This is a genomic window from Bacillus cereus group sp. BfR-BA-01330, from assembly GCF_022663885.1.
GTDB lineage: Bacteria > Bacillota > Bacilli > Bacillales > Bacillaceae_G > Bacillus_A > Bacillus_A cereus.
In genome coordinates this window covers 396556-410819 of the sequence record NZ_JAKUGK010000003.1, presented here as the reverse complement: position 1 = coordinate 410819, position 14264 = coordinate 396556, and the positions used below count along the sequence as shown (strand labels likewise).

Here is a 14264-nt window from a genome sequence, read left to right as displayed (position 1 = left end):
ACTCCAATTTATAGTAAATACTCATCGGAATAATATACACAAAGGGCCATAGACAAAGCATTGTCTATGGCCCCTTAATCTATTTTATACACCAGCTGAAAAACCATAACGAAATAAGCATAGATAAACTATACTTTTTTAGAAAAGTTATTCAGCCGATGAATATAGGGAATTTATACCCCTTGATTAAGCTCCGTACAACGCTTCACCGTATACATTTGTGCGGAGCAAAGTTTTCTAATGAGTTTTACAAATTTTATATAAAGCATATTCTGCACCTTCCTTAATACTTAAAAGGGATTTTAGCATACGTTTTTACGAAGCGTCAACATTACTTCCGAATCTTTCAACTACTTGTTTTCAAAATATTGCTTCTGAAACATACACATTCTTATCGCATTATGATAGTTACCATCAACGAAAAACTCATCGATAAGTTCGCCTTCTACCATAAATCCAACCTTTTTATAAACATGTACTGCTTTTTCATTTTCCTTATCCACAACTAAATATATCTTATGCATATTTAATACAGCGAAAGCATAATCCATTGCTAAACGCGTCGCCTCTACTGCATAACCATATCCTTGATAATTCGGATCAATAATAATTTGGAATTCTGTTCTACGGTGAATATAATCGATTTCTACTAACTCAACTAATCCAACCATTTCATTGTCTTTCTCAACGATAAATCGGCGTTCGCTTTGATCATGTATATGTTTATCGTATAAATCTTGCAGCTCCACAAATGCCTCATACGGCTCTTCAAACCAATATGACATAATATGCGCATTATTATTCAGTTCGTGTACGAACTTTAAATCTTCTCGTTCCAATGGACGTAACTTCAATTCCTGATTCATTCCTATAACCTCCAAGTAAAAGAAACCTCTTCACTTAATTTCTCAATTTTTTTCGATTTCAAACGCCCTAATTTCATTGTAAACTTTCAAGCAACTTGAAGGTCAAGATGTAAAAAAGTAGTGCAAACTTATGTCTGCACTACTACTCTTTTCTCAAATCTCTCATATTCGATATGTATAAAGCAATAACTAAAACAAGAATTGCTCCTGCGTATAATAACGTCTCCATCGGTTCCTCATGAGACACAATAATCAATCGAATTAAGGCCGTAATTCCGATATAAATAAAATAACGTAACGGGAAATGATAGTTCGATTTAAAATACTTAATAATTAATGCAATGAACTCGAAGTATAAGAAATAGACGATGATACTTTCAACCAATTTATAAGACGTATACTCTTTTGCCGAAAAAATATACTGCACAAACGTAATTGTCTCATTCACTAAGAAAATCGATAACACAATGGATAATATAATTAAAGCTATATTTAATATCCATTGCAAAACACTAGCTATAACATGATCGATATTAAATGACTTCATTTTCTCTTTAGACTCCCCTTCGTATAAGTACTTATTTATTATAGCAAAATTACGATTGGAAAGAAGTTAAATCATATATTCGTCCTTTGTTGTTGCCAGTGTAGGGGAGATTTAGTGTGTGGAGAATTCTATTTACAACCATACCCGACGAAACATGGAGAAACTCTTTCAAATTACCGTTCGTACATGTCGTACTAATGAGCAATGCATAATCTCGTATAACATCCTCATGTGCCACTTTTGAAAAATCTTTACAACTTGTACAACGCCAGCCCTTCTTCACTTTAACCATTGGAATAACTAAGCATTTCTCACATTGTACTCCATTTAACAACTCCTCTTTTTCTATTTTATATTGCTCAAGTATATTTTGTTGAAGTGGAGAATGCTCCGTTATTATTTGATGAATGAGCCTATCTACATTATCTATAACTTTTCTCTTATATTTACTTTCAAACCACTTTATTTTATGAGGTAAATTTGCACTATGAATAATTGTATGAAGAAGATTGTCATCTGAAGATTTTATAATGGTACGAGGCGAGCTAATAACAACGAGGGACTCGATTGGAAGACTAGAGGAAAATCCATGTAAGCTTAACCATTTCTTTAATTGTATTTCTTGCCTTTTTATTTGTAAAACCGGATCTGGAAATCCCTCTGAATTTCCTTCTGTTATTCGGATAAGTTGATTAAACTTTGCATCAAACATTAATGTACCTGCTATATTTTTTATCTCAAGAAAAAGAAGAAACTTTGTGGAAATGATAATAGTATCAATTTGAAAGTATTGATCATGATTAGATAAGCGAACATCATGTAAAACACTATACTCTTTCTCAGAAATAAAACTAAGTGGATAATCAATTGCTTGCTCCCCTTTATACCCCGCCATGTGTTTTGCCAAGTTTTCTCCAATTAAATTTCGTTTTGGATGATGTACAGGTAACCTTCTAAGCAGTGCTTCTAACTGTCTTATATAAATCGGCATTTTTCTTTCTTTCACAATCACCTCAAACACCCCTTTACAAATATATCAACGATTTTTTCAATATATCTATCATAACTCACAATATATCAACGATTTTTCCAATATATCTATCACAACTCACAATATATCAACGATTTTTCCAATATATCTATCACAACTCACAATATATCAACGATTTTTCCAATATATCGATTGGTCGACAATATCTGACACTACCTCACTCCAATCACTCACAGCATATCCTAGAAAAACATCTTCAGCAAAAACTTAAAATCGTATTTCCTCATAAAAAAAACATAACCCGCTCCTCCAGCAAAGTTATGGTTTTTAACCCTGCAATGCCACTCTATCTATAACTTTGCCGTGAAGTCCACAAAATCCATTTGTACTTATAGCAACTTTCACTTTTTTCACACTGAAACTATATACCCCAAAATCGTTTCACAACGTTATTACTTCCGCATAGCTACAATTTATATAATAACGGTACAGTACAAATAACGTGCTGAATCACTAAGTATGGGGGCATAACGATGAACGAAGCGTTGCTATTAGTAGACATACAAAATGATTACTTTGAAGGTGGCAATATGGAATTACATCAACCTGAAAAAGCCGCACAAAAAGCGAAAGAAGTTTTGAAAGCATTTCGTGAAAAACATAAAACAGTTATTCACGTACAACATATTGCGAACAATGAAGGAGCTACTTTCTTTTTACCCGATACAGTAGGTGTTCAAATTTATGATGATGTACAACCGATTGCTAACGAAAGAGTCTTACAAAAACACCACCCCTACAGTTTTTCTCAAAAGTTTTGCACTACAATCGATTAGCTATATTAGCAATTACATTATTATTAGCGGCTTTCCTTCTTCTTTACAATGTATTTTTTTGATTACTCGTAGGCACTACAGCAAGCTAGCGATTTTTTATAAATATGAACAAATTTTAGGAATTAGTTTATCTTTTTTTAATGTTTTATTTAGAGGCAGTTTATAGTCAGGTATTAACATAAGAAACGTAGCAACTAAGTTCATATATGACGCACTGCTACTATAATCGCTAACCGTACTACTTGAAATCATAAAATAAGGAGACGATAAAACATGAACAAAAAAGCAAAAGCACTTTCATCCGTACTGCTCGGATTCACATTAGCATTAACAGGGTGTGCTGGTACTAAAGCTGAAGAAAATCATGGGAAACAAAAACAAGAACAAGTTGCTAAAGAAACAAAAAAGGAAAATAAATTAACTAAAGGGCAAAAAATGGCTAATATTCTTAGAGAGACAAATTGGCAAGGTACACGAGTGTATGACAAAGATAAGAATGACTTAACAAAAGAGAATGCAAACTTCATTGGTCTTGCAAAATATGATGCGAAGTCCGGCAGATATGAATTTTTTGATGCTAAAACAGGTGCAAGTCGTGGTGATAAAGGCACTTTCTTTGTCACAAATGATGGGAAGAAGAGAATATTAATTTCAGAATCAATGAAGTATCAAGCTGTCGTTGACATGACAAAACTAAATAAAAATGTATTTACTTATAAACGAATGGGGAAAGACGCTAACGGTAAAGATGTAGAAGTTTTCGTTGAACATGTCCCATATAAAGAAAAAGAACTTTCTTTCACTGATCCGGACAAGCAGCTGAACACGACTACAGGAGATATTGTTAAAAACGTTGATGGAGATAAAATTTTAGGCAGTACCCTTTGGCATGGAACAAAGGTATTAGATGAAGCTGGTAATGATGTAACACAGTTTAATTCGAATTTTATAAGTCTAGCAAAATTCGATGACAAGTCTAATAAATATGAGTTCTTCAATAGCGAAACAGGTCAAAGCCGCGGTGACTATGGCTACTTCGATGTTGTACACGAAAATAAAATAAGAGCCCATGTTTCAATTGGAAATAACAAATACGGTGCAGCTCTTGAACTTACTGAACTAAATAATAAGAGATTTACGTATAAAAGAACTGGTAAAGATCAAGCAGGTAAAGATATCACCATATTCGTTGAACATGAACCTTATAAAGGTGATATGAAACCACAATTTAGTTTTTAAATACGTTTGATTAAAGATCCTGTACTGAGTTGCAGGATCTTTCTTATTAAGCAAGAGAACGAAAAGACGAAAAACATGTAGCTTTTCGTCTTCACAATATTTCCACCTTATAGTTGATGATTTACAAAACCTAAAAACATACCGATACAAAATAAAATAAATCCAATTAGAATTAAGGGAAGAGTGAAGCCACCCCAAGCTGGTTTATTAGCAAACGCCCTTATTTTAAAATTAATCCTCGCTAAAGACATGATAACGATACCCGCTATTGATAAAATTGTAGTTACATAAGTCATCTAGAATAATACTCCTCTTCTATATTGATTTTATATCTCTGCAAACCATCTACATAAGTGTTACAGTCCACTATTCATACATGTCATCCCAATTGTAGCAATCCAGCTTTGTGCACATCATTTGTAAAATTCATTCTTCATTCCTAAAAAAAGACAGAACCAGACGGTTCGGTCTTTTTTGTTTTATAATAATCTCTTTTATTTTTGCTACAATACCTTTTTCTTATAAATCTTACGCCAACACAGCTTTTGATTAACTTATCCTGAAATATTATGAATTTGCGTTCAACTTATCTAAAATACCTTTATCTATTTTTGCTTGATTCACTTTAGCTATTTTAGAAACAATCCCACGGCGATCTTCCCAATCAATCAAATAATATTGATTTTTTTCCAATTCATTTTGCAAGGAAATTTTCAGTTTTCTTTCTTCCCCTTTTTTATCGTACACCTTCTCATCGTAAACATGATACGTAAGAACTTCTCCATTACTCAATTTTTCGTTTTCTACTTTAGAATCAGTCGTTACTTTTACATAATATTGTTTAGTCAAATAGTATCCATTCCCTGACTTCATATAGTAGAAAGCACCTCCTACTATAGCTAATAACGCAAAAATTCTCATGATCCATTTCATATGATAATACCTAACCTTTCTATTCTACTTGTAAGATTTATACCCGTTAAAATATAAATCTTCCTTACCTTAAGTATGCTTTAACCATACAGATGGTACAATCCAGTTTCCTTACACCCACATTACATTTTTGTAATCCTATCATTTTACAAAAGTTTCTTAAGTTGGCCCAAAACAAAGGAACATAAAGTTTTATTCCTCCAATTGCCACACTTTTAGCAACACTTGTCCAAGTAATAGGAATTTCATTTCAATCCATTTTACGTGAAGAAGTAAATCAACGCCGATTAACTATATTAGGAATTACATTATTAATCAGCCCTCATCAATCGGGCTGCCCGGCAAATAGAGGAATAAAATTTGTGACTAAGTAAAAAAGCGCCCTACTTATAGGGCGCTTTTTTTATACTTAATGACTAATACTAGCTGTTGGATATAATGTTGTTCCTCCAATTGAAACTTTTATTTCATTTGTTAATGGAACGTTTTGTTCATTAATAATTGTTCTCCACCATTCCCATGCAAGACCTGTACATTCTCTTGCTACAATTTTTATATTTTTTGAGTTCGGTGGAAGAGGGATAACTGTAGAGTAATGAGCCGTTTTGTCTTTTCCGCTACCATCCCATGTTTTATGTGTTAGTACTTCGTTACCCTTTTGGTCAAATGTGAATTCATCCCAAGATACATCAAATTGAGCAACGTAAGCACCGTAATGATCAAGTGTCATTTTAGCACTTGAATATTCTGTAGTTGTCGTCTCAATATAATCTGTATTGTTATGAACAGCAGCAGTTGCATTATCTTTTAAGAAAGTACTTGTATATGAAATTGGGTATGCTGGATTTTTAAGACTTAATTCAGCATTATCTTTAATAATATTTCGGATTTCATTGAAATCTTTAGTAACAACCTTGTTATGCTCTTTCGCATCTCCGCCTAATACTACAGCAGTAAAGGTACTTTCTTCAAAAATATCTTTATACTGTCCACTTGTTTCAACGCTGTTATTCTTAAGTAAGGCTTTAAAAGCAGCTTGTACATCTTTGCTCTTAGATGTTGTTTCTAATTTTACATAAATCGTTCTACCATAAGCTACATTTGAAACCATAACAGGTGGAGCCGAATTACTTACGCCTTTTCGAGTTAACTCATCAAAAGTAACGCTATTATCAAAAAGGTCGGATGGATTGTTAGGTAGTTCAGCACTTACCGTATAAAATATTTGCTTATACGCCGCTACCATCACTTTTTTCTCTCCATTTGCAACCGCATTAAAATCAATGTTTAGACTGTTATCAAGATATTTAGCGTTAACATTAAGAGCGCTTGCGATTTGCGATTTACTATAAACCATGGATTCCGTATACTGCATTCTTGCAGGTAACGTATGTGTTGTAGAATACTTTTCATTCCAAGTAGATACTAAATCGTCTACTGCTCCAGCTACATTACCATATGTCGGATTTTGGACAGTGATTGTATTTTCTTTTCTCATGCCCGGTAAGTCTATACTAATATTCAAAGGCTTTCTCTTAGCCACTAATAAACTCGGTTGATTGTCTGCAAAAGCTTTATTTGCAAGTTGTACAGCTCCTGGATACGTGCGATTCACTACAGAATCAATAATTGAAATATCGACTGGTGACGTTGTAAGTGATTTTTTTTCGCGTTCTACTACTACAAATTTACCATTTGAATTGATACTTTCTTTCGGAACAAAACTCTCTACTTTATCACCATTTACAGCTAAAACCTCTTGATTATTATATTTAAGATTTGCTATACCAGTATCAATGCCACTAGCATTTTTGGCTACATCAGTTGCATTACTTGCTTGTGTTTCTGCGAAGGAAATAGATGAATAATTAATAGTGCATAGACTAACTAATAAACATGCAAGGAACTTTCTTCTTTTAGTGTTTTTCTTAATATTCAGAAAAATCACCCCGTTCTTTTTTTAGTAAAATATGATAATGATTGATAAATGATTGCTAACTAATAAATTTACATAAATGCTTTTAAAAGTTCTTGAATTAACGGGATTACGCCACCTACAAATTTTAAAACTGCCATTGCGATTTCCATATTATTTCCTCCTTTTTATTGCTACGAAAATATGATTTATCTTTATGCCCTCATTATAGTGACCCCTTACACTTTTATCAATACACTCTGATATGCAATATTACATATAAAAAAACAAGCTGAATTCTTTTGAAAAATTATACAGAGATATTTTTTCCACTTGGTACATACTTGAAAAGGTGAAGCATTCTTTTGCATTTTATGAGTAATCACATAAAAAAAGCTGCTGCCTATAAAATACAGACAGCAACTTCAACTAGAGTGTCTTGCATAATCTACGCAAGACATTTTATAACTAATAAACTGCTATTGGCCCATAAGGACCATTAATAATTTCTATTTTTGTTTCAAAAATATCTGTCAAAAGTGTTGAGTCCATAACCTCTTCTACTGTTCCAAAAGCAGCAATTTGTCCATCTTTCATAGCACAAATTTTATCCGAGTATTTAGCTGCAAAATTTATGTCATGCATAACCGTCAAAATTGTTCTTCCAAATTCATTAGCTGCACGTCTTAAATGCTCCATCATTTGAACAGAACGAGCAACATCAAGGTTGTTCAAAGGTTCGTCCAAAAGTACATATTCCGTCTCTTGGCACAGTACCATCGCTACATATGCCCTTTGTCTTTGACCACCAGAAAGCTCATCTAAATATCTATTCTCTAAACTAGTTAAATCTAAGAAATCGATATATTTAGAAATGATAACCTCATCTTCTTTAGTCAACCTTCCCTTTGAATAAGGAAAGCGCCCAAATCCAACTAATTGTCTAACTGTAAGCCTAGTTACAAAATGATTTTCTTGTCGCAATATAGTCAAAACTTTTGCTAAGTCTTTTGATTTGGATTCAGAAACATCCATATTTGCTACCTGAATTTGGCCTTCATCCATATCTAAAAGTCTGCCAATCATCAAAAGTGTCGTTGACTTTCCAGCACCATTTGGTCCAATTAAAGAAGTAAAGCCTGCTTTTGGTATTTCAATATCCAAAGGTCCTATTTTTACCTTATCAGTATAGAACTTTTTAACATTATCAATTTTTATCATAAAGCCCTCTTCCTTAAAACTATAGTTAAGAATATGATTCCACCAAATAATTCAATAATAACTGAAACTACACCTTGAGCATGGAATACATGATACATTAAAAAGTATGCGCTCGTCATTATTAAAAATCCTATAGCAAAAGCCATCGGAAAAATATATCTATGATCATAAGTTGACGCTGCCTGATAACTCAAAGTTGCCACTAAAAAGCCGTAGAAAGTAAGTGGCCCAATTAGAGCTGTTGAAATGGACATTAAAATAGCTACTAATACAAGCGTATAAATTACACTAGGTTGGTATTTAACTCCAAAAGAAGTAGCAACATCTTTTCCTAGTGATAAAACATTCAAATTCTTAGAATGAGCAAAAATTAATACCGCTACAATTATGATCATAGGAATTACAATAGGAAAATATGCAGGATCTGCATGATTAACAGAACCAAATAGTCTTGCTTGTAAAATATCAAATTCTGAAGGCGCAAGTAGTTTTCTCATGAAAGTTGACACAGAATTTAGCCCGGTACCAATAATAATTCCAACTAAAAGCATAAGTTGTAAATTCCCGTATTTACCGGAAAGTAACCATCCATAAAGTATCAAACTCATGAAGACCATAACAACAACTTGGAATAAAAATGATCCAATTCCATTAAAATTTATTAACGCACTAGCACCAAAGAAGAATACTGTACTCGTTTGAATTGCTGAATAAAGTGATTCGAAACCTAAAAGCGATGGAGTAATAATTTTATTATTCGTAATAGATTGGAAAGCAACTGTCGACAAGCTATGGCAAACCGCAGCAATAATCATTGCAACAATAGCTACTATCCTTCTCTTAACGACTGGGATAAAAGAAGGTGAATCTATCGGAACTGGATTGTTATAAACTAAAAGTCCATATGAAGAAAGAAGACCTAAAGCAATCAATGTTATCAGTAAAATCCAATAACGTCTTGCTTCCTTCTTAAACCGAAAAGCGCTAGCTGATCTACTTTCATTATGAAGGCTAGAATCGATTTCGACATTTTCTTTTTTTCTATATTCTAATGTGATCATCGTAGCCTCCTTGGTTTTCTTTGTCTCAATAAAATAGTAATAAACACGACTGCTCCCACTGTTGCAAGTATTAAAGAAACAGGTAATTCAAAAGGCTGTATAATTGTTCGAGAAATGATGTCACAGGCAGTTATTGATCCCATTCCGATCACACAAACCCAAGGTAAATTACTCCTAAGATCATCACCTCTAAACATTGAAACGATATTTGGCACAATTAATCCTAAGAAAGGTAAGTGTCCAATAACAGCTGCAACAATTCCAACTGCAACAGAGATAAGAGCAGTCCCAAAAAGAACAATTCTATTGTAATTAACTCCAAGACTTGTTGCGACATCTTCTCCTAGTCCAGCTAAAGTCAATCTATTAGCATACATAAAAATAAGAAAAGTAATAATAACAATCAGCCATAAATATTCATACCTTCCCACCTGAATGTTAGCAAATGAACCTACAAACCAAGTTTCAATACTTTGCGTCTTTTGAAAAAGGAGTCCTAAAAAAGTAGACACTGCAGAAATTACTGCTCCAAGCATCAATCCAATAATCGGAACAATTAAAGACGAACGAAGCTTAACTCTTCTTAAAAATAGAAAGAAAATCATAGTTCCTATAAAAGAAAAAATGATTGCACCAGTCATTCTTTGAACTAAAGTCGGGGCAGGAAATAATAAATACACAAAAAGCAGGCCTAAGCCTGACCATTCAATAGTCCCCGTTGTAGTAGGTTCAACAAAGCGATTCTGTGTAATGAGTTGCATGACGAGCCCTGCCATCGCCATCGCAGCTCCAGTAAGCATTAATGCAGCTGTTCTCGGAACACGAGTTATGAAAAACATCTCTGTCCCGTCCTCTTGTCCACGTATATCATAAACTCCAGTAAACAGTGATATAATCCCTAAAATTATAACAACTATAACTGCTATTATAAAAGGTTTTGTCCATATTTTATTTTGATTATAAAACTGGGGTTGAGAAATATTCTCAACCCTAGAAATCATATTTTTTGACACTGTTTCGTACCCCTTTACACTACTTAGCTAAAGTTTTTGCCATATTTCCAAATAACTCTATATAAGTTTGAATTGATTCATTTGTGTAAGTATCTTCTGGTGCATAAATAACTTGTTTTTTAGAAACAGCAGTTGTGTTTTGAAGAGCAGGTGATTTAGAAATAACATCCTTAGCAGGTGTTGACTTAGCTGCATCAGATGTTGCAGCATCACGATCTAATACGAAAATCCAATCAGGATTTGTTTGTGCAATAGCTTCAACAGAAACGTCATCACCTTTATGACCTGCAGTAGAATTTGAAACTTCTAACGCTGGAGTCCAACCGAAAATTTCATACATTGGTCCCCAAACACGACCAGAATGTGGAGCAGCAAAACCAATATTACCACCAGTAACGATAACACTCATAACTTTATCTTTTCCGTTATAAGCAGATTTTGCTTTTTCAATAGATTTATCAAAATCAGCTACTAATTGTTTAGCTTCTTTATCTTTATTAAAGATTTTTCCTAAAGTAATTGTAGAATCTTTAAGTCCTTTTACTAAGTTTTCGCCAGGCTTAGTAGCTTTCTCAGAAACATCAAAATTAAGATCAATAACTGCTGCATTTGGTACTAATTTTTTGATTTCTTCGTAATGGTCAGCAAATCTTTGACCAACAATTACAAGTTCAGGATTTGCCGCTGCAATAATTTCTAGATTTGGTTCACGGTGATTCCCAATATTTTGAACTTTTTCATCCTTTTTATATGCTGAATCAGCAGGCATGATATCCTTTGGAGCAGCCGCTAATTTAATTCCCCAATCAGATAAAGTTTCAAACGTTCTGTTATCCAAAGCAACTACATTCTTTGGGTTTACAGGGACTTTAACAGTTCCATGAGCATCAGTGATTTCAACCGTTTTTGGCTTATCACTACCATTATCTTTATTATTAGCCTTCGAAGTTTCTTTACTTGAATCTGAGCAAGCCACTAACATTAAAGTAAAAATTGCTAGAATACTCACTAATTTTAAAAGCATAGATTTTTTCATATGTATACTCCTTATAGTGTGATTTATTTCGAAAATGATGACATCCATAGATTGAATTAGAAGGTAACTTTTATTCAATCGAATCGCTATTGATAATCATTTTCATTTGAACATCCTGTTAATTAGTATAGTCATTAATTCTGTGAAAATCTTGTGAATCGTATGAATTCATAAAATCAAGCATAAAAAGTAATATGTGCGGTCAGGACTGTTGATTAACCTTCATTAAATACTTTCTCAACAAATACGGGACAGAGACCTTCCCTTACAAAATACGCGCAGTAATAGCTAATATTTCACAGAAACTACTTTATTATCTTATTTTTATCATTCAACCATTGAATAGCCTCTGCCATGTATCGTTTGAATATATCTATCTTTCTTCTCGCACTTTAGCTTTTTTCTTACATACCCAATATATAAGTCTACTACATTCGGATTTACTACTACGTCATATCCCCAAACTTGATTCAAAAGCATTTCACGGCTTAATATCGTATTTTTATTCTTAATTAAAAATACAAGTAAATCGTACTCGCGCTTCGTAAGCGAGAGATTTTTGCCACCTTTTTTCACAATATTGCTAGATGCATCAACAAAGAGATCTTTAAACTGAAAAAAGTTTGTCTCATTTTGCTGGTTATAGTCACTTCTTCTTAAAATAGCTTGAACTCTCGCTACTAATTCTTCCTTCACAAATGGTTTTCTAATATAATCATCTGCTCCTGCTTGTAACCCTGCTATGCAATCCTCGCTAGAAATATTGTTGGTCACAATAATGATTGGTGTCGTTTTAACAAGTCGTATTTGTCTACAAATTTCTGGTCCCGATATACTTAATGAATCCCAATCCAATATGATAATATCCCAATCTTGCTCATATGCTATATTTAAACCTTGGTTTTCATTGTGAAGTTTTAAAATGAAATGGCCCTCTTGCGTTAAACCGCTTACGATTTTCTTTGCTGAAGACCGTTCATTTTTAATCACCAACACCTGCTTCACCGATGGTTCACCTCTACTTCAATATAAATTATTTAGATAAAAAATTATCCCGAAAAAATAATTTAAGATTTATAAATTTAAAACCCCTAAATAATCCATTAAAACAGTTTATTAGGAGAACTCTATATAATCTTACAATAGGTATGGATAAAAACACAAAACATATTAAGATTTGAATAAAGTGAAAACTTAATAAAATCTTACCAACCGGGCTTTGACGGGATAAACTTGTAATCATTAAGGGATACGCATTAAGGATAGAATTGAAAGAAGTGAAGAATTAGAAGCATTCTATTTTTAGAATCCTAACTTTTCCACAAACAAAAGAAGTATATTTGCCGTGGGTTAATTATTAACCCATAAACTTGCCGTGAATGTTACAACAAGACAAATAAAAATACCTATTATCAGCATCTGGCAGTTAATCTTACTATTTTATTCATTAAAGCTTTTATACGACAAGTTCAATAACTTTAACAACGGAGTTTTAGTATATAGGCTTAATGATAAAAGTGTTTGTAATGATATCCTTTGCTTTTAGAGGTACCGTCAGGAAAATGCGGATTTACAACACTAAGCCCATTTTCCCGACGATTCCTCCGCTTTCAACAACGTTAAGAAAATTTTATATGAAAGAAAGTTTTGTTCTTTTAACCAAAAACGGTCGTTTATGGTTAGATGAACTACTCACAGCTATTTATGTTATGCCATTTTTTAGATGTAATCAAAGGTAGTACAGTTGCATCATGAATTTGCCAAATTCCTTGTGTCTGTTGTCCCATATGGAAGGATCTCGTATATTTTTGCAGCAAGTGCCTGGGGAGATTCCTTTGCCCCTCTTTTAATCCAATCGTTAACAATATTATAGATCCCGCCTGCTAAAAACAGGATTTGCATTCTGCTTATGTCATGATTGCGCGTAATATCCACTTGAAAGACCTTTTCCATTGTGTAATTCAAATAATCAAGCATCATACTAGATATATTTGCATCAATTAACTTTCCTGACGGCTTCTGTGCAGACACAAAGCCCTCTATAATATATTCAATAATTAGCTGCATACTTTCATACGGATCCAAACTATCAACCTCTTTCAAGAATTGTTGAACAATTTCATCCACAGATACTTGTACGACGTCGTAAACGTTGCGGTAGTATTTGTAGAATGTGACTCTGGCAACTCCAGCCTTTTTGCAAATAGCTGTTACGGTTATATCTTGCAGTTTATGTTCATGCAACAGTGCGCTCAATGCCTCCATAATGTATCTCTGAGAGTGTATACTGTCTTCTCTTGACTTCCTCAAAGCTAACACATCCCTTCATTCTGTTCGTTTTAAGTGCAAATTATCACATTGTGCTTGAAAGATGAAAATTCACTGTTATACTTACACATGTAAGTACAATTGTTAGCATAGTGATAATGTCATTGTATAAAAGGCCATCATTGCTGTCAATGTGTACCATTTTCTTTGTTTCCTACTGGCAATTTTCCGCCATTTTGCAAGCTATAAATAGGTAGGGATATACCGATACAATTTACAATAGATATTTTAAAATCCTTTTATATGAATAATATGTGATTTTGGTGTTTGTGCGTTTC

General features: G+C 33.3%; 13 protein-coding genes and 1 pseudogene. 2 read left to right on the top strand and 12 right to left on the bottom strand.

What is annotated here, in order from left to right; translation table 11 throughout:
* Positions 1 to 350: 350 nt before the first annotated feature.
* The 3 genes from speG to MR112_RS11125 form a co-directional block, all read right to left on the bottom strand.
* Entirely contained in the window at positions 351 to 866 is a 516-nt protein-coding gene (speG, locus tag MR112_RS11135; protein ID WP_001071095.1) for a spermidine N1-acetyltransferase, read from the bottom strand.
* 142 nt (positions 867 to 1008) lie between these two features.
* The gene (psiE, locus tag MR112_RS11130) at positions 1009 to 1413 is read right to left on the bottom strand and encodes a phosphate-starvation-inducible protein PsiE (RefSeq protein ID WP_000834708.1); all 405 of its coding nucleotides are present in this window, start codon (positions 1411 to 1413) and stop codon (positions 1009 to 1011) included.
* A gap of 49 nt (positions 1414 to 1462) precedes the next feature.
* Entirely contained in the window at positions 1463 to 2419 is a 957-nt protein-coding gene (locus MR112_RS11125; protein ID WP_242244982.1) for a nuclease-related domain-containing protein, read from the bottom strand.
* A gap of 518 nt (positions 2420 to 2937) precedes the next feature.
* Here MR112_RS11125 and MR112_RS11120 point away from each other — a divergent pair.
* Positions 2938 to 3210: pseudogene (locus MR112_RS11120) on the top strand (isochorismatase family protein); the annotation flags it as partial.
* A gap of 303 nt (positions 3211 to 3513) precedes the next feature.
* Entirely contained in the window at positions 3514 to 4479 is a 966-nt protein-coding gene (locus MR112_RS11115) for a DUF4822 domain-containing protein (protein ID WP_242244958.1), read from the top strand.
* A 107-nt stretch (positions 4480 to 4586) separates the two neighbouring features.
* Here the strand turns inward: MR112_RS11115 and MR112_RS11110 are convergent, their stop codons facing one another.
* From MR112_RS11110 to MR112_RS11065, 9 genes are all read right to left on the bottom strand, one after another.
* Entirely contained in the window at positions 4587 to 4775 is a 189-nt protein-coding gene (locus tag MR112_RS11110) for a hypothetical protein (RefSeq protein ID WP_000222858.1), read from the bottom strand.
* A gap of 271 nt (positions 4776 to 5046) precedes the next feature.
* Positions 5047 to 5412 (bottom strand): YxeA family protein, encoded by a 366-nt coding sequence (locus MR112_RS11105; RefSeq protein ID WP_370658487.1) that lies wholly within the window; start codon positions 5410 to 5412, stop codon positions 5047 to 5049.
* Between the two features lie 409 nt (positions 5413 to 5821).
* Entirely contained in the window at positions 5822 to 7360 is a 1539-nt protein-coding gene (gene alo, locus MR112_RS11095; protein ID WP_242244956.1) for an anthrolysin O/cereolysin O family cholesterol-dependent cytolysin Alo, read from the bottom strand.
* Positions 7361 to 7795: 435 nt separating this feature from the next.
* Complete coding sequence (locus MR112_RS11090) at positions 7796 to 8548, bottom strand: iron ABC transporter ATP-binding protein (protein ID WP_000590071.1); 753 nt, start codon at positions 8546 to 8548, stop codon at positions 7796 to 7798.
* Entirely contained in the window at positions 8545 to 9609 is a 1065-nt protein-coding gene (locus MR112_RS11085) for an iron chelate uptake ABC transporter family permease subunit (protein ID WP_242244955.1), read from the bottom strand. The genes MR112_RS11090 and MR112_RS11085 overlap by 4 nt, the downstream gene beginning before the upstream one ends.
* Complete coding sequence (locus MR112_RS11080; RefSeq protein ID WP_000042077.1) at positions 9606 to 10622, bottom strand: ABC transporter permease; 1017 nt, start codon at positions 10620 to 10622, stop codon at positions 9606 to 9608. Before MR112_RS11080 ends, MR112_RS11085 begins: the two co-directional genes overlap by 4 nt.
* A 19-nt stretch (positions 10623 to 10641) precedes the next feature.
* Entirely contained in the window at positions 10642 to 11658 is a 1017-nt protein-coding gene (locus MR112_RS11075; protein WP_063246369.1) for a siderophore ABC transporter substrate-binding protein, read from the bottom strand.
* A 327-nt stretch (positions 11659 to 11985) separates the two neighbouring features.
* Positions 11986 to 12663 (bottom strand): response regulator transcription factor, encoded by a 678-nt coding sequence (locus MR112_RS11070; protein WP_000815809.1) that lies wholly within the window; start codon positions 12661 to 12663, stop codon positions 11986 to 11988.
* A 744-nt stretch (positions 12664 to 13407) separates the two neighbouring features.
* On the bottom strand, positions 13408 to 13923 hold the full coding sequence (locus tag MR112_RS11065) for a TetR/AcrR family transcriptional regulator (protein WP_370658489.1): 516 nt from the start codon (positions 13921 to 13923) through the stop codon (positions 13408 to 13410).
* Positions 13924 to 14264 lie beyond the last annotated feature (341 nt).